The 15,992-nt window shown below is 46.5% G+C and carries 17 protein-coding genes; 11 read left to right on the top strand and 6 right to left on the bottom strand.

Annotation, left to right across the window (positions count from 1 at the left end; translation table 11 throughout):
- Positions 1-65 precede the first annotated feature (65 nt).
- The 6 genes from HYN59_RS14560 to dnaN all read left to right on the top strand — a co-directional run bounded on the left by HYN59_RS14560 (position 66) and on the right by dnaN (position 5,046).
- Positions 66-899, top strand: a complete 834-nt coding sequence (locus HYN59_RS14560) for an SAM hydrolase/SAM-dependent halogenase family protein (protein ID WP_108778979.1) — start codon at positions 66-68, stop codon at positions 897-899.
- A 52-nt stretch (positions 900-951) separates the two neighbouring features.
- Positions 952-1,248, top strand: a complete 297-nt coding sequence (locus HYN59_RS14565; protein WP_108778980.1) for a putative quinol monooxygenase — start codon at positions 952-954, stop codon at positions 1,246-1,248.
- Between the two features lie 36 nt (positions 1,249-1,284).
- The gene (gene gldF / locus HYN59_RS14570) at positions 1,285-2,010 is read left to right on the top strand and encodes a gliding motility-associated ABC transporter permease subunit GldF (RefSeq protein WP_108778981.1); all 726 of its coding nucleotides are present in this window, start codon (positions 1,285-1,287) and stop codon (positions 2,008-2,010) included.
- Positions 2,010-2,780, top strand: a complete 771-nt coding sequence (locus tag HYN59_RS18455) for a DUF7088 domain-containing protein (protein WP_146185952.1) — start codon at positions 2,010-2,012, stop codon at positions 2,778-2,780. The genes gldF and HYN59_RS18455 overlap by 1 nt, the downstream gene beginning before the upstream one ends.
- Positions 2,765-3,835 carry a gliding motility-associated ABC transporter substrate-binding protein GldG gene (gene gldG, locus HYN59_RS18460; RefSeq protein ID WP_146185953.1) on the top strand — a complete coding sequence of 357 codons (1,071 nt, stop codon included), beginning with the start codon at positions 2,765-2,767 and terminating at the stop codon, positions 3,833-3,835. The genes HYN59_RS18455 and gldG overlap by 16 nt, the downstream gene beginning before the upstream one ends.
- A gap of 92 nt (positions 3,836-3,927) precedes the next feature.
- Entirely contained in the window at positions 3,928-5,046 is a 1,119-nt protein-coding gene (gene dnaN, locus HYN59_RS14580; RefSeq protein WP_108778982.1) for a DNA polymerase III subunit beta, read from the top strand.
- Between the two features lie 189 nt (positions 5,047-5,235).
- Here dnaN and HYN59_RS14585 read toward each other — a convergent pair whose 3' ends face one another.
- From HYN59_RS14585 to HYN59_RS14595, 3 genes are all read right to left on the bottom strand, one after another.
- Complete coding sequence (locus HYN59_RS14585; RefSeq protein WP_108778983.1) at positions 5,236-6,084, bottom strand: alpha/beta fold hydrolase; 849 nt, start codon at positions 6,082-6,084, stop codon at positions 5,236-5,238.
- Between the two features lie 118 nt (positions 6,085-6,202).
- Positions 6,203-7,993, bottom strand: a complete 1,791-nt coding sequence (locus tag HYN59_RS14590; protein WP_245895580.1) for a MutS-related protein — start codon at positions 7,991-7,993, stop codon at positions 6,203-6,205.
- Between the two features lie 50 nt (positions 7,994-8,043).
- The gene (locus HYN59_RS14595; protein WP_108778984.1) at positions 8,044-8,880 is read right to left on the bottom strand and encodes a universal stress protein; all 837 of its coding nucleotides are present in this window, start codon (positions 8,878-8,880) and stop codon (positions 8,044-8,046) included.
- Positions 8,881-9,062: 182 nt separating this feature from the next.
- Between HYN59_RS14595 and mnmE the strand changes: the two genes are divergently transcribed.
- The 3 genes from mnmE to HYN59_RS14610 all read left to right on the top strand — a co-directional run bounded on the left by mnmE (position 9,063) and on the right by HYN59_RS14610 (position 12,405).
- Entirely contained in the window at positions 9,063-10,460 is a 1,398-nt protein-coding gene (gene mnmE / locus HYN59_RS14600) for a tRNA uridine-5-carboxymethylaminomethyl(34) synthesis GTPase MnmE (protein ID WP_108778985.1), read from the top strand.
- 386 nt (positions 10,461-10,846) lie between these two features.
- Complete coding sequence (locus HYN59_RS14605; protein ID WP_245895582.1) at positions 10,847-11,263, top strand: helix-turn-helix domain-containing protein; 417 nt, start codon at positions 10,847-10,849, stop codon at positions 11,261-11,263.
- A gap of 2 nt (positions 11,264-11,265) precedes the next feature.
- A complete protein-coding gene (locus HYN59_RS14610; RefSeq protein ID WP_108778987.1) occupies positions 11,266-12,405 on the top strand; it encodes a site-specific integrase in 1,140 nt (379 codons plus the stop codon).
- Between the two features lies 1 nt (position 12,406).
- On the opposite strand, the gene HYN59_RS14615 is transcribed toward HYN59_RS14610, so the two are convergent.
- Complete coding sequence (locus HYN59_RS14615) at positions 12,407-12,736, bottom strand: helix-turn-helix domain-containing protein (RefSeq protein ID WP_108778988.1); 330 nt, start codon at positions 12,734-12,736, stop codon at positions 12,407-12,409.
- 434 nt (positions 12,737-13,170) lie between these two features.
- On the opposite strand from HYN59_RS14615, the gene HYN59_RS14620 reads away from it, so the two are divergent.
- A complete protein-coding gene (locus HYN59_RS14620; protein ID WP_108778989.1) occupies positions 13,171-14,238 on the top strand; it encodes a DUF932 domain-containing protein in 1,068 nt (355 codons plus the stop codon).
- 59 nt (positions 14,239-14,297) lie between these two features.
- A complete protein-coding gene (locus HYN59_RS14625) occupies positions 14,298-14,801 on the top strand; it encodes a DUF1281 family ferredoxin-like fold protein (protein ID WP_108778990.1) in 504 nt (167 codons plus the stop codon).
- A 233-nt stretch (positions 14,802-15,034) separates the two neighbouring features.
- On the opposite strand, the gene HYN59_RS14630 is transcribed toward HYN59_RS14625, so the two are convergent.
- Positions 15,035-15,478, bottom strand: coding sequence for a DUF3872 domain-containing protein (locus HYN59_RS14630; protein ID WP_108778991.1), 444 nt, complete (start codon positions 15,476-15,478; stop codon positions 15,035-15,037).
- A gap of 5 nt (positions 15,479-15,483) precedes the next feature.
- A complete protein-coding gene (locus HYN59_RS14635) occupies positions 15,484-15,981 on the bottom strand; it encodes a conjugal transfer protein TraO (protein ID WP_181369447.1) in 498 nt (165 codons plus the stop codon).
- Positions 15,982-15,992: the final 11 nt, after the last annotated feature.

Consider the following 15,992-nt stretch of genomic DNA (forward strand, 5'->3'; position numbering starts at 1 on the left):
ATTAGCTTTGCATTCAAATTTAGTGAAATTTAATCTCGCTTTTTGTAAAAGTTTTACACAATTTTATGTCAATAATTACCCTGACGACCGATTTCGGGCTCAAAGACCATTTCGTTGGCGCGCTGAAAGGAAAAATCCTTTCGGAGTACAGGGAAGCTACTATTGTTGATATTTCCCATGACATCGACCTTTTTAATGTGCCGGAGGCGAGCTACATTATAGGAGCAGCATACAGTAGCTTTCCGCAGGGTACGGTTCACCTTATTGGCGTAGATTGCGAACTCACCAAAGAATGCAGCCATATTGCCATGCTCTGGAACGGCCACTATTTTATATGTGCCGACAACGGTATACTGAGCATCCTTACCCAAAAGATAGTACCCGAGAAGATCGTTGAGATCAACATCCACAGCCGGCTGCCCGAAGGTTCATCTGACATGGACGTATTCGTGACCGTTGCATGCCATCTGGCAAAAGGCGGGCTGCTGAACGTTATTGGTAAAGAGATCACGGAAATAAAAGAGATAAACGAGCTGCAGGCTGTTGCGGCAGATGATAATAAGTCGATAAAAGGCTATGTAATTTACATCGACCATTTTGGAAACTGTGTGACCAACATTACAAAAAAGCTGGTGAAGGATATTGCCAAAGGGCGCGATTTTGATATTACATTCAGCACCAAAAGCATTAAGTCATTAAAAAAAGGCTATTCGGATTTTACGGTTAATGAGCGCTTCTCACTAAAGGATTATGAGGGCGAAAAGCTGGCGATCTTTAATGAGGCCGGGTTCCTTGAGATAGCGATATACCGCAGCAACCCCTTGACGGTAGGAACCGCAAAAACATTGCTGGGGCTGAAATTCAGGGATGTCGTGAATGTGGTGTTTAGAGCCCCCTAACCCCCGAAGGGGGAATTAGCAAGGGTATTGAAATATAAAAACAAAAAACAGTATGTTTGTAAGAATTGTAAAGATGGGTTTTCAGGAAGATAAGATTGCTGCCTTTCTCGATAATTTTGAGCAGGTGAAGCAGGATATACGAAATTTTCCTGGTAACCGTTTCTTAGAGTTATACAGGGACAAAAACGACCCTTCGGTATTTTTCACCTACAGCTATTGGGAAACTGAAGATGACCTGGAAAACTACCGCAAGTCTGACCTGTTTTGTGAAACATGGGCCATTACAAAGCCGATGTTCCGCCAAAAGGCCGAGGCATGGAGCGTTGATAAACTGGTATCGTTGCCGTAACTTTGAACTTTAAACGTTTAAACTTTAAACTGATTAATGAAAGCATTATTATTACGTGAGATCAAATCCTTTTTCGGTTCGCCGATAGGATACCTGGTCATCGCCATTTTCCTTCTGCTCAACGGGCTGTTCCTGTGGGTTTTTGAAGGCGAATTCAATATACTCAACAGCGGTTTTGCCGACATGAGCCCTTTTTTCACGCTTTCTCCGTGGATACTTATTTTTCTTATACCTGCAGTGACCATGCGCAGCTTTTCTGACGAAAAGAAACAGGGCACTATTGAGCTTTTATTCACAAAGCCTTTGAGCGTTTGGGAAATAGTAAACGGCAAATTCTTCGGTGCATTGACCCTTATAGTGTTGGCCATCGTACCTACAATAGTATATGTACTGGTACTTTCCTCCTTCGGTAACCCGGAAGGCAATATCGATATGGGAAGCACACTTGGCTCTTACTTCGGGCTGCTGTTCCTTATTGCGGGCTATACGTCTATAGGTATATTTACTTCTACGTTTTCCGACAACCAGATCGTTGCCTTCATCGTATCGGTATTTTTGTGCTTTTTCATTTATTTCGGGTTCGAAGGAGTGTCCGGCTTTGCAGGCGGCTTTAGCGGTTTTGTGGCTTCACTGGGTATGGACTATCATTTCAAGAGCATGAGCCGCGGCGTACTCGATACACGTGATATCATTTATTTCCTGAGTGTGACGGTATTGTTCCTGTCACTGACTGTTTACAAACTTAAATCACTAAAAGGGTAATGGAAACAGCAGCAGAAACAACCCAAAAAGCGCCAAAGGAAAACAAGAACCTGAAACAGCTTGTCATTACGGTAATCGTATTACTGGCGCTCAACTTTGCAGGGAATTATGTATTTAAGCGCTTTGACCTTACACATGATAAGCGCTATACCCTATCGCAAACATCGCTAAACATTATCAACGAGGCGGCCGACCCTATTTATGTGGAAGTATACCTTGCCGGTGATGTTACCGACGACTACAAGCGCCTACAGGACGAGACGCGCCAGCTATTGCAGGAATTTGAAGCCTACAGCCCGAATGTGAGGTTCAGCTTCGTCAACCCTATTGATGAGTCGGATGGCATGGACGGCGCAAAGCGCGAACTGATATACAACTTGTATATCATGCAATATCCACAGTTCAAATCGAAAGAAAAAGCCATAAAGAAAAGCATGGCAGGCATCACCAACCTTGACGAAGCCGTAATTGAAGGCTTTATAAGGGCGGGAATGCAGCCCGCAAGCATATCGGTGATCGACAAAGGCAAGCAATCGGAAACTGTGATATTCCCATGGGCGATCGCTACCTGCAACGGCAAAAGCGTAAAAATACCATTGCTTAAAAACCAACGCGGGGCGTCGGCACAGGAAAATGTGGAAAGCTCTGTGCAAAACCTTGAATATGCCTTTGCCGACGGTTTTAATAAGATAGTGAAGGAAAAAGACAAAAAGATAGTAGTATTACAGGGCAATGGCGAAATGCCGGGCAGCAAATGGCCAGCTTCCTGAAGCAGCTGAAAGACAGCTATTACCTTGGCCCTTTTACACTGGATTCTGTTGCCAAAGACCCGCAAAGGACATTGAAGGCACTACAGCACTATGACTTGGCCATCATTGCCAAGCCTCGCGAAAAATTCACAGAGGAAGAAAAGCAGGTCCTCGACCAATATATTGTAAATGGAGGTAAAACGCTATGGATGATCGATCCCGTACAGGCCGAAATGGACAGCCTCAACGAGAGTGGTACCATACCGGTACTGCCGATGGACCTCGGGCTTAACGATATGTTCTTTAAATACGGCTTCCGCATCCCGCCTGTGCTGGTCAAGGATGAAATGGCAACCCCTATAAAGCTTGCTAATGGCCAGGAAGGCAGCGGCACGCAATACCAGCAATACCTGTGGAAGTTTGCGCCGTTCATTTATCCGGATTCCATTAATCGGAACCCTATTGTAAAGAACCTTGGCGGTATAAAATTTGATTTTGCAGGCAGCATCGACACACTGAAGAACGGCATTAAAAAGAACGTTCTTCTCGCTACGTCTAAATATTCACGCACAGTGGGAACCCCTACTACCATCAGCCTTAATATGGTTATGGAACAGTTCGATCCGGCACAGTACCAGAAGGGAGGCTTTATCCCGGTTGCGGTATTGCTGGAAGGCAGCTTCCACTCGATGTATGAAAACAGGATATTGCCATTTAAGGACCCTGCCTATAAAACAGTAGGCAAGCCCGGGAAAATGATCGTGATCGCTGACGGAGATATCGTAAAGAACCAATTTGACAAAGAAGGCCGCCCGCTGGAGCTTGGCTTTGATAAATGGACCGGCGAGGTGTATGAGAACAAGGACTTTATGCTGAACTGCGTCAACTACCTGCTTGATGACACGGGACTTATCAACATCCGAAGCAAGAATGTAAGCCTGCCTATGCTGAACATGAAGAAAGTGCACGATGACTATACCATGGCACAGCTGATAACTGTCGGGCTGCCAATACTAATACTTCTGGTATTCGGGCTGCTGTTCACATGGCTCAGGAAAAAGAAATATTCAAGATAGTGTTAATAAAAAATTTTCACTATTCAATTTGATTACGATATATTTGTGAAACGTAAAACCACGCGGTTTTGCCAATAAACTAAACGAAACACATGAAATTTATAGTATCCAGCTCCTATTTGCTGAAACAACTTCAGGTACTTGGAAGCGTTATTAACAGCAGCAATACACTGCCTATCCTTGATAACTTCCTGTTTGAACTGGACAGTACCGAACTTAAAGTATCGGCTTCCGATCTTGAGACTACCATGTCTGCCATGCTTGAGATCGATTCTGACAGCAAAGGAAGTGTTGCCGTACCTGCAAAGCTGCTGCTGGAAACCCTTAAAACGTTTCCTGAACAGCCGCTTACGTTTACCGTTGAGGATAATAATACTATCGAGATAAGCTCTAATTCCGGTAAATATGCACTGGCGTATGCATCCGGCGATGAGTTCCCCAAAGCCGTTACGCTTGAAGACCCATCGGTAACCATTGTCCCTGCAGAGGTATTGGCAACTGCCGTAAGCAAAACTATTTTCGCAGCCGGTAATGATGACCTTCGTCCGGTAATGTCGGGTGTGTTCTTCCAGTTCTCGCCACAGGGGCTTACGTTTGTAGCTACTGATGCACACAAGCTTGTGAAATATGCGAGGACCGATGTAACCGCATCGCAGGTTGCTGACTTCATTATGCCGAAAAAGCCTTTGACGATCCTTAAAGGAATCCTTGGCACTTCGAATGCAGAAATTAAAATTGAATACAACGATTCGAACGCGACGTTCTCTTTCGATAATTATGTGCTTACGTGCCGCCTTATAGATGGGAAATATCCTAACTACGAAGCGGTTATACCAAAAGAAAACCCGAACAAGCTGTTGATCGACAGGACACAGTTTCTTAGCTCTGTACGCCGTGTGGCCATCTTCTCAAACAAAACCACACACCAGATACGCCTTAAAATAGCAGGTACCGAACTGAATATCTCAGCCGAGGATATCGACTATTCCAACAAGGCCGAAGAGCGTTTAACCTGTGATTACCAGGGTGACGACATGCAGATAGGCTTCAACTCAAGGTTCCTTACCGAGATGCTGACCAATCTTCAAAGCGATGAGATCATGCTGGAAATGTCATTGCCTAACCGCGCGGGTATATTAACCCCTATCGATGGCCTTGACGAAGGTGAAACAGTAACGATGCTGGTGATGCCGGTAATGCTGAATAATTAAATTCCAAAATACAAATACCAAATCTCAAACGTTTGGAATTTGGGATTTGGAACTTGGAATTTCAACGTCGCTATTTAATCGACCCTTTATAAAGAAACCCGTAATGCTGTGGCTTTACGGGTTTTGATTTTGTATTCCGGCAATCATAACCCGGAACTGATGTGAAATTTCAGGTATCACTTAATTTGTTTATGAATTCACAAAATTAATAATGTCTTCGTTGAACCTGTTTTTGTGGGTATAAAAAAGCCCGTGGGGAGCGTCATCATAAACGATGTACTGAGCATGTGGCACAAGCTTAATTGTCTCTTCTGCAGAAACTGCAATAGGCACAGTCTCATCTTCTTTGCCATGTATCACGAGTAATGGTATCCTGATACCCTTCAGGTCTTCCCTGAAATCAGTGGTAGACCACGCCAGCATCGACTTGATCGTGGAATATCCTGCCGACTGTAGTGCCAATACCATATCATGCTGCAGAATTTCCGCACTTACGGGGCTGCTGAAAATGCCTGCACCATAAAACATCTTTGAAAAAGCAGCCAGGAATTTCGGCCTGTCTTCTTCAATCTGTTCCCTCATGGTATCAAATTGTTCCTGCGGAAGCCCGTTTGGATTATCATCGGTTTTAAGCAGAAATGGCGTCACCGAAGCTACAAGTGCTGCTTTGGTTACCCTCCCGTCGCCATTGTATCTTGAAAGGTATCTTGCCACTTCTCCCCCACCCATGGAAAATCCTACCAGCGTTACATCGGTAAGGTCGAGTTCCTGAAGCAAAAGCTGCAAGTCCTGCGCAAAGGTATCATAGTCATAACCTTCCCAGGGACGTGAAGATAATCCGAAACCACGGCGGTCATACGCTATTACACGCAGGTTGTTTGCCGGAAGCACATTAAGCTGGTATTCCCACATCTGATAGTTAAGCGGCCAGCCGTGTACAAGTACTACCGGCTTTCCGCGCCCGATATCCTGATAGAAGATATTTATTTCTTCAGAATGTCCTGAAAGGCTGACTGAATTTGTTGTAATGAAAGGCATACTATAGTATTTTGTAATTAATAATAAAATAAAGTTACTAAGTACAAAATCACATATAGTGCTTGTTAAGAAAGTGTTGGGTGTTAATGAAACTACAATTGGGAATTGTTTATTCCGATCATCGCGAATCTATGACACCCATTTTTTCCATGAGGAAGGTAGCGCTCTTGTTTTTGCAGATACCTTCGCGGAGGCGGTAATCAAAATAAAGTTCGCCATCAACGATCTGTGATTCAAAACAATGGTTGGAAACATTTCCTGGATATTGTGACGCTATATTACAGACTTCAATATCATGCGTAGCGATGGCTCCAATGGCTTTGAGCGCAAGCATCTTCTCTATAACCTTCAGGCTGCCGGTGCGCTTATCTTCCGAATTCGTGCCGCGTAATATCTCATCCAGGAGCACAAACGCCCTGCCTTCCTGTAGCTTATCCATTATGTACCTCAGTCTTTTTACTTCGGCAAAAAAGTACGATTCGCTGTCAGATAAGGAATCGGACAAGCGCATGGATACCAAAACCGGAAGCGGATGAATATCGGCTTCGGAAGCGCATACCGGAGCCCCTGCACCGGCAAGCACCATATTGATGCCAAGGCTGCGCAGAAAGGTGCTTTTGCCCGACATGTTAGATCCTGTAAGTATCATGTAGTTTTTCCCAAAATCGACATCATTGCCTATCCTGCCTTCGGCTTTAATAAGCGGATGGAACAGGTTTTTAAACCGGATCGTATAACTGTCATTAAGTTGCGGGAAATTAAAGCCGGGATTATTATATGCAAGATTTGCCAGGCTGGAAAGCGCTTCTATTTCGGCAACCGAATCAAGCCATTTTACGATATCCTGCGCATGGCGTTTTTTCCAGTCAAGCACTGAGCGCAGCGTGTGGAAATGGAACAGCAAAAGCCCGTTGAAAAGGATAGCGCCCGGTACATTGGCAATACTGTCTAGCCTTGCAAAAAGTACAGAGAGCCTGATAATACTGTCCCCTGCTTTCTGTTGACCGCCTGTAAGCACGGCCTGAAGGTCCATAAGCTTTCCTGAAGTAAAGCTATAGTTCTCTATTTCTTTTATGATACGCCCGTAGCCTTCTATGATATTGTGTATCTCGGTAGTGTCGGCGGTCTCCCTTTTTATGACTTTAAGATAGCCCAATAGAAAAACAAGGTTCCACCCGAAAAGATAACCGGCAACATCAGAATAAAGGCCGTTGCCCGTGACAAGATAAACAATTAAGCACAATAATAGCGCTATGGGAGAAGCTATGGACAGGATTTTAGCCATCCCTGAAAAACTAACCCCCTCTTGGTTGGCCCATCCCGTCAGGCGGCTGTATATAGGCGCGCTGTCCTTATTTATTTTGCCCAAAGCCATGATTTCCTGCCTCCATTCGGGTAGGGCAGCAAGTTCTTTTACAGCTTCCTGTCGTTTTAGTATTTCGCTTTGCCCGGCACTTTCCAAAAGCATCGAAGCGAGCCTTTCTTTCCCTTTATAAGTCTGTGTTCGGTTCAGGTTTTGGAACAGCGAGCGCTTCCCGAAAATATCAAGGTCGTGGGAATAGGCATGTGTTGCATCGTGGAATTCAGCTCCATCTTCGAACGGTATATTTTTACCCGACAGGTAATCCAGTTCCTCGTTGTTAACCAATAGAAGCGCTTCTGCCCGTTTTTTCTTTTGCACCACTTTTGTGTGGTAGTGCATCAATACAAAGAAAATCACGCAGCACACTGCCATCCCTAAAATAAGATACAGGATATCCTTAGTCGTAAAAGCGTAGTATCCCAATACCAAAAAAACTGCCGCAACAGCAAAACGTGCTGTGCCGATAGTGTTGTATTTTCGGCCATAAGCTGCCGATAGTTCCTGAAAAGCCTGCTGCCGGCTTTTGTAAAATTCCAATTGTTCCATTGCGGTAAATATAGCAATAAAAGTCCCGATGTCGCCATCAGGATCAAATGCTATTCTTCGTGGAATACCAATAACGGCACCTTGCTGTGGTAAGTCATTTTCTTGGTAAGGCTGCGATGGAAAAGCCCTTCGAAAAAGCCGCGCTTATGGGCACGCATGACAAGCAGGCCGGTATGCTGGTTTTCAATAAAATCAAGTATTGCCTGTTCTATATGGTCATCCTCGATATTGAAAAAGTCGATGTTGCTGCCCCTGTAATATACTTTCCATTCGTTGATGCGTTCCTCGATATCTTTGGGGTCGTCGGCATTTTTGATGTAAAGGCATTGTATCCTGGCTCCGAATTTGTCGGCAATAGCCATCGCACTTTTCAGGGCATCATTGTCTTTGTCCTGGTATTGCGTAGTAAAGGCGATACTTTTTACTGGGTGGTATTCCGCTTCGGCGGGAATAGCCAGCACAGGCACTTTCACATTGACTACCACTGCGCCCGCAACCGAACCGATGAACGTTTCCTTAATGCCACTGGCTCCTTTGGTCCCCATCACCACCAGGTCAATATTTTCGTCATTACAAACCTTATTGATATTGTACACAAGGTCCCCATACAAAAGGATATTTCGCATTTTCACATGCCCCAGGTTCTGGTGCTCCGCCAGCATATGCAGTTTCGGCAATTCGTCCCTGAAGCTTTCAAACTGGTTCATTTCTATGACATCAAAAATTTCAGTAGCAGTTTCGGGCACTAGAGGGGTTTCTACGATTGGGAGGTCATAAACATGCAATATTACAAGTTCGGCCTTAAAAGAATCGGCAAACCGCAGCGCATATATAAATGCGGTATTTGCAGCTTCGGAAAAATCGGTTGGAAAGAGTATTTGTTTCATGGCAAAGGGAATGTGTATTAGGCTAAAGATACAAAAAAGGATGCGTTTTTCTTACTTTTTATAGTAGTGTTAACAGAGATTTAAAGAAGGCGCTGAGGTAGTAAGGGACTTAGATCCTTAGCTACTCAGCACCTCAGTAACTAAGTACCTTACAAAATGCTATCTTTGCAAAAACAAAAACAATGATCCCACAGGATACCATAGTAGCGCTGGCGACGCCTTCTGGCGCCGGGGCGATAGCGGTGATACGCATTTCAGGCAATGATGCCATTAAGATAGCTGCAGGTGTATTTGCTTCGGTTTCCGGTAAGGATATTACCAAACAAAAATCGCATACGCTGCACCTTGGCCATATTACTGACGGCCCGAAAATATATGACCAGGTACTGCTTTCCCTGTTTAAAGGCCCAAACTCGTATACCGGTGAGAACACAGTAGAAATTTCCTGCCATGGGTCGGTTTACATACAACAGCAGATCATACAATTGCTGCTGCGAAAAGGCTGCCGTATGGCCAATGCTGGCGAATTTACCCTGCGTGCCTTCCTGAACGGGAAGCTCGACCTGAGCCAGGCGGAAGCTGTGGCCGACCTGGTAGCATCTGATAACGAAGCATCGCACCAGATCGCCATGCAGCAGATGCGCGGCGGCTTTTCGAATGAGATAGCCAAACTGCGTGAGGAGTTACTTAACTTTGCTTCGCTTATAGAACTGGAGCTTGATTTTGCCGAGGAAGATGTGGAGTTTGCCGACCGTTCGCAATTCCACGAGCTGTTAAACCGAATTGAGTTTGTATTGAAGCGCCTTATCGATTCTTTTGCGGTAGGTAATGTTATTAAGAATGGCATACCGGTAGCTATTGTTGGCGAACCGAATGTGGGCAAAAGCACCCTGCTCAATGCATTGCTGAACGAAGAGCGCGCCATTGTGAGCGACATTGCGGGCACAACACGGGATACTATTGAAGATGAGCTTGTGATAAACGGAATTGGCTTCCGGTTCATTGATACTGCGGGAATCCGTGAAACGCAGGATGTGGTCGAAAGCATCGGCATCAAAAAGACCTTTGAAAAGATGGAACAGGCGCAGGTAATTATATACCTGGTTGACGGTTACCAATTGACAGGTGACGGCAGCTCACTGGATTCACTTAGGATTGAAATTGAAAAATTAAAAAATCAATTTCCGTTAAAACCTTTGGTTATAATTGGTAATAAGGCAGACAAACTAAGCGTGGCCGATACTTCGGAAATACTCAATACAGTACCTGAATTGCTCCTGGTCTCTGCTAAAAATAATATTGGCGTGGAAGAACTGAAGGAAAAACTGCTGTCCTTTGTCAACACGGGCGCGCTCCGCAACAACGAGACCATTGTGACCAATACCCGCCATTATGACTCCCTGCTAAAAGCACTGGAAGAGATACAAAAAGTGCAGTGGGGCCTGCAGTCCGGCATATCTGCCGACCTTATGGCTATTGATATCCGGCAGGCGTTGTATCATTTTGGGGAAATTACCGGGCAGGTAACCAACGATGAGTTACTGGGGAATATTTTTGCGAATTTCTGCATCGGGAAGTAAAAAGGTATTAAAAACACATAAAATCACAAACAAAACCAGTTAAAACGCTTATAAAACAGCGGTTTAGCTGGTTTTTCATTTTATCGATAGTTTGTGATGTTTTGTGATTTTTGTATCAATTTTGTACCCCATTTGTACCTCAAACTGACAAAATTTTCGAGGTACAAATCCAGGGTGAAATTATGGCACACACAGGCACACAGAGGCACATGTAGACACTGAGGGACATAAAAAGACACATTATGAGTTCAAATTTGAACATTCCCAAGATTTGCGAATTTTGCAAAAAGCAGTTTATTGCCAAAACTTTCCGTACCCGATTCTGCTCTCTCCCCTGCAATCAAAGGGGTTACAAAGCAAAACAGCGAAAGGGAAAAATCGAGAAGGTGGAAGAAGTGACAAATACTATCCTGACCGGCGATTTGACAAAAATCAAGGCAATGGAGTTCCTAAGCATCAGCCAGGCCTCGGTTTTACTGGGAATCAGCAGGAGGACAATTTACCGGTTAATTCACAAACGATGTCTGAATATTGGAAAATTTGGCACCCGGACCGTACTAAAAAAAAGCGAGCTGGAAAGCTTTTTCGAACTGCCGGCCGAGGTACAAGTTATTGCCCCGGCTGTCAAAGAATTTCCGGGAATAAAGAATTGCTATACCATCACCGAGATACAACAACGCCACGGCATCTCGCCAGGAGCATTATATAACATGCTGCAACGCTACGGCATCGCAAAGTATGTGGTCGGTAAATTTACCTATGTTGCAAAGGAGGAGATCAATTTAATCTTTAATGCAGACTGATCATGAAAAGGATAAAGGTTACTTTACGCAAGAAGGCGATGTCGAACGGCAAGCTTTCGCTCTATCTGGATTTCTATCCGCCGTACTTCAATGTTCACACCGGCATGTACTCCCGCAGGGAATTCCTTCGGATACACCTCATTGCCAAGCCGAAGAATCAGATAGACAAGATCACCAACATCGAGAACCTGCACACCGCCGAACTGATGTGTACCAAGAGGCAGAACGAGGTGAACAAGGAATTCATCTATACCCCTTTCGAGATTGAGCAGCTAAGAAAGACAAAGGCCATGGAGTCCTCCTTCCTGAAATACTTTAAGAAGCAGGCAGATTACAGGGAAGGTCCGAACAAGCTGATCTGGGACAGCAGTATTGCCCACTTTGAGATTTTTTCAGAGTCACGAGAATTCAGGTTCAAGGACATCAACACGGATTTGGCAGAAGATTTCAAGGAGTATCTGTTGAAGGCAAAAAGCCTCAGGGAAACAGGAAAGCGGCTGTCAAAAAACACCGCGCTCTCCTATTTAAATAAATTCAAGGCCACGCTGCGCAAGGCTTACAAGGAACAGATACTTGCCTCGGACGTGAACGCCGCGGTAAACAGCATACCCGAGGAGGAATCCATGCGGAACTATCTGACGCTTGAAGAAGCCCAGGCCCTTTCCAGGACCCCCTGCGATAAGGAAATCATTAAGAGGGTCAGCCTCTTCTCCATCCTTACGGGCCTCCGTTATTCCGATATCCAGAACCTCAAGTGGGATAACGTAACGGGATACGGCGAGGACTGCCATATAAGGTTCCGACAGGAAAAGACCGAACAGCCGGAAACGATGCCGATATCACTGCAGGCCTACCTGCTCCTGGGTGAAGCTGGGGAAAAGGGCCAGCCTGTCTTCGAAGGCCTTCAGAAATGGGATGTATACCGCCACCTGCCCCTTTGGGTTGCCCAGGCGGGCATCACCAAGCACATCACATTCCATTGCTTCAGGCACACTTACGCGACACTGCAGTTGTCCCTGGGGACCGACATATTCACCGTCTCAAAGATGCTGGGACACAAGAGCATCAAGACCACACAGGTCTATACGAAAATCGTGGATGAGAAAAAGAAGGAGGCCGCAAAAAGGATTTCATTGGATTAGCCTATTCCCGTTTTGACCTGAATTGCTTTTCGAGATCCCTGCGGACCTCAAGGGCAGTCCTTATCCTGCCCGACCTGATCCATTCTTCAAGTTCCGAACGGTAGAAGTACAGCTTCTTTCCTACCTTGTTTACGGGTATCTCGTTCCTGCTGACCTTGGAATAGATTGTAGGGACAGAAAGATTGATGAGCCTCGATACCTCCTTTACGGTGATCGGCTCATCGGTCATTCCTGCTCCATCTCCTTTCTGCATCCGATCTTCAATAGACCCTATCCTGCTCAGGATTTCTTCCAGCTTATCAAAAAATAATTTTCTTACAGAAGGTTTCATATTCAAATGTTTACGAACCTTAAATTAAATCATGTGATTATATAAAAATTCTATTGTCCATACGTGGCACTCAATGTCCACATTTTTCTACTGAACCTGTTTGGGTGTGTCCGTTCATTACAATGGAAGCCTGCAAAGCAGGCTTATGTACATGTGGCATTGACAGGATCCTTTCCAAGCAAAACGGATAAAAAGGCAGCTAATTTATGGCGGCCCTCCCCGGTTGTCGTCCAAAAGACTACGGCATAATGATTTGCTCCCAAGCTCGCAAAACACCCTTCGGGACTTATTCCGTTTCCTTTTGGCCTCCTGCTCGGTCCGCCCAGTTTACCTGCTTTCTTTTTTCCCGTTTTTCTTTTGGAAAGTATATGCGAAGCAAGGCGAGCTGGGGAATCAGGAAACTGGGAATTTGTTTAATCTAAATTTTAGAAATCATGGGACACAACCTCAATTTCAACGAGAACACGGGACGCTACTCCTTTTTCAGCGTCCAGCAGAAGGCATGGCACGGACTGGGACAGATTGTGAGCGACTATCCAACAAGCGAGGAGGCCATCAAGCACGCGGGGCTTGATTACGAAGTACTCAAGAAGCCCGTAATAATTAAAAATGTAGGCACTATGGGCCAGCACGACGGCGAGCCAGCCAGGGGAATCGATATAGAGATTCCTGAGCGATTCGGCACCTACCGCAGCGACACCAACCAAGCTTTTGACGTGGTGGGAAAAGACTACCAGATTGTGCAGAACCGCGAGGCCTTTTCATTCTTCGATGCCATCGTTGGCGGGAATGACGGGATACTCTACGAGACCGCGGGCGCACTTGGAAGGGGCGAGAGAATTTTCATTACTGCCAAGCTGCCCGACTATATCAGGGTGGGCAGTGGCGATGACGTTACCGAGAAGTACATCTTCCTGACAACCTCGCACGACGGGAGCGGCAGCATCACGGCCGCCTTCACCCCTATCAGGATTGTCTGCCAGAACACCCTGAATGCCTCGCTGAGGCAGATGAGCAACGTGGTACGCATCAAACACACCTCTGGCGCAAAACAGCGCTTGGAAAATGCGCACAAGGTCATGGGCGTTGCCGACAGGTTCAGCTCAAGACTGGAGGACATCTTCAACCACTGGGCCAGGGTAAAGGTCACAGACACCGAGCTCAGGAAAATCCTTGAGGTGGCCCTCTGCCCCAATCAGGCCACACTGGAGAACATCAAAAACGGCAATGCGGACGAGAATTCCGCCATTTTTAAAAATACGGTCGAGGACGCCTTCGCCTATGCGATGGTGAGCGACTCCCAGCAGATGGATACCACCAAGGGCACGCTCTTCGGCGCTTACAATGCAGTGACGGGCTACTTCCAGAACGTAAGGAAGTACAAGAATGAAGAGGCAAAGCTACAGAACATCGTGCTGGGCGGCACGGCGCAGGCCAAGGGCCAGAAGGCATTCGACCTGTGCACGGGCTTTGCAGAGAAAGGAATTGCGATTTTAAACTGATTACAAACCTGTTCGGGCGCATGCCTCGGCAAGTGCCCGAACCTTAAAAACTACAAGCCATGGCAAACTGGTGCAGCAACTGGGTAATTTTTCAGGGAGATGAGAATGCCCTCGGCAACATACGCGAGCTCTTCAGCGGGATGAAGGCAAAGGAAGAAAGCACGGGACACGGGCAGCTTCCTGAATTTACGGACACTGACGGCGGCTATTTCTTTAATATCTATTTTGAAGAGGATGAGCTGTGCGTCTACCAATACGAGACCAAATGGGCCCCGAACACCGAGGCGCTCGTTTCAATCGCGAAGCATTACGGCGCCGCCTTCACCCAGGATTATGAGGAATCGGGCTGCTTGGTCTTCGGAAAGGCCAAATTTGAGGACGGCTTGCTAGAGGACATCTGTCTGGACAATGACGATTTCGACGCGTACGTGTACGACGACGAGCAGGACGCCTACTATTTCGAGGGCGAGACCTACGAGAGCAATCTGGAAATACTGGAGACCCTGCTGGAGAGGAAGGCACGGATAAACGATATAGAAGTGCAAGCTGATGAAAGCCTGTAAGGGATTTAGAAAGGCCCGGCCACCAAGGCCGGGCTTTACATTTTGACAGCTTTCCTTTTCAGGCGGCCGCCATCGTGCAGGCACTCCCTCGCATACTCGGGAAAGCCTCCACGCTCCTAAAAATGAAGCAACCACTTCGACAGGCGCACCAGGTGCTGCAATGCCGAAGCGGTTGCTGTTTTTTTGCACGAGGGCCATCAGGGCTCCTCCTTAGGTTTCAGATTCCTTGAAGCTCACTGACCACGGCTCCTGAACTCGAAATGCAGCTGCCTCTCGTTGCCAAAACTATCGGATATCCAGATATCGAAGGAATGTGTCCCCGTCGACCCCGATGTATAGTAAAGCCTGAAATTTCTCTGCTCCAGCGGATAGAGGTCGTTGCCAATGTACGGCGGGTCATCCTGACAGCGCAGGTGCCCTGCCCCCTCGTATTGGAAGTAACGGATGTAGTATCGTGCCCCAGCATAGAAGGCTTCCGGCACAATAGCCAGCCTGATCTCGACGGTCTCGCCAATAGCGATTCCATCAGGGACGGGCATTGCATTGACCTCGAAGGGAAAATCCTGCTTTACCTCCAGGTTGCCGGTATCACAAGATAGGGCCAGGCCTGCAGTGATTACAACTGCAAGGCAAAATAGGCCACGCACGCCGAAATAGTTTTTATAAATTCTTTTCATGTTACCTAGTTTAGATTATAACGTATACCAATGACAGACAAGGGCCTCAGCTGCTTTGCTGATGTGCCCCATAGAGCCTTGCAGCTGCCCTGCAAAACCAGTACGATGCGATCGGAAATCCAGGCCTCGAAAGATACTGTCCCCTGCACCCCGTAAGGGATACCGTCCCTGTCATGCAGCCTGGCCCCGTCGGGAAATTCTCGTTTCCCCTTGTTGTAGGACTCGTAGCCCGCCACTGCCCCCAGCCCCGCATTCAGGGCCAGGCTCCTTGCAGGATTTCCCAAAAGCTGGAGGCTGTAGCCGGCCTCTAGGATATAGCTCTCATAGGGAACCGGCAAATCCTGGTAATGGTATTGGCGGTGCGCATACTCCAGCCCGTAGCGCTGGTAATTTCCCCCGCTTCCATAGACGACCATTGCCGCATTAAGTGAAAAGTTTTTCATGGGGCTGCCGGCATCAAACGTACCCGCCCCGATCTCGAAGCCCACCGGGCCTCTTACCATCCGTTGCGCCA

The sequence above is a fragment of the Flavobacterium album genome (assembly GCF_003096035.1).
GTDB lineage: Bacteria > Bacteroidota > Bacteroidia > Flavobacteriales > Flavobacteriaceae > Flavobacterium > Flavobacterium album.

Bases quoted from the DNA above. Each gene is read 5' to 3' on its own strand.
- HYN59_RS14615 (WP_108778988.1), bottom strand. From the start codon at position 12,736: ATGAAACCTTCTGTAAGAAAATTATTTTTTGATAAGCTGGAAGAAATC.
- gldG (WP_146185953.1), top strand. From the start codon at position 2,765: ATGGCCAGCTTCCTGAAGCAGCTGAAAGACAGCTATTACCTTGGCCCT.
- HYN59_RS14625 (WP_108778990.1), top strand. From the start codon at position 14,298: ATGGCAAACTGGTGCAGCAACTGGGTAATTTTTCAGGGAGATGAGAAT.
- gldF (WP_108778981.1), top strand. From the start codon at position 1,285: ATGAAAGCATTATTATTACGTGAGATCAAATCCTTTTTCGGTTCGCCG.
- HYN59_RS14590 (WP_245895580.1), bottom strand. From the start codon at position 7,993: ATGGAACAATTGGAATTTTACAAAAGCCGGCAGCAGGCTTTTCAGGAA.
- HYN59_RS14620 (WP_108778989.1), top strand. From the start codon at position 13,171: ATGGGACACAACCTCAATTTCAACGAGAACACGGGACGCTACTCCTTT.
- HYN59_RS14565 (WP_108778980.1), top strand. From the start codon at position 952: ATGTTTGTAAGAATTGTAAAGATGGGTTTTCAGGAAGATAAGATTGCT.
- HYN59_RS14585 (WP_108778983.1), bottom strand. From the start codon at position 6,084: ATGCCTTTCATTACAACAAATTCAGTCAGCCTTTCAGGACATTCTGAA.
- HYN59_RS14595 (WP_108778984.1), bottom strand. From the start codon at position 8,880: ATGAAACAAATACTCTTTCCAACCGATTTTTCCGAAGCTGCAAATACC.
- dnaN (WP_108778982.1), top strand. From the start codon at position 3,928: ATGAAATTTATAGTATCCAGCTCCTATTTGCTGAAACAACTTCAGGTA.
- mnmE (WP_108778985.1), top strand. From the start codon at position 9,063: ATGATCCCACAGGATACCATAGTAGCGCTGGCGACGCCTTCTGGCGCC.
- HYN59_RS14635 (WP_181369447.1), bottom strand. From the start codon at position 15,981: ATGGTAAGAGGCCCGGTGGGCTTCGAGATCGGGGCGGGTACGTTTGAT.
- HYN59_RS14610 (WP_108778987.1), top strand. From the start codon at position 11,266: ATGAAAAGGATAAAGGTTACTTTACGCAAGAAGGCGATGTCGAACGGC.
- HYN59_RS18455 (WP_146185952.1), top strand. From the start codon at position 2,010: ATGGAAACAGCAGCAGAAACAACCCAAAAAGCGCCAAAGGAAAACAAG.
- HYN59_RS14630 (WP_108778991.1), bottom strand. From the start codon at position 15,478: ATGAAAAGAATTTATAAAAACTATTTCGGCGTGCGTGGCCTATTTTGC.
- HYN59_RS14560 (WP_108778979.1), top strand. From the start codon at position 66: ATGTCAATAATTACCCTGACGACCGATTTCGGGCTCAAAGACCATTTC.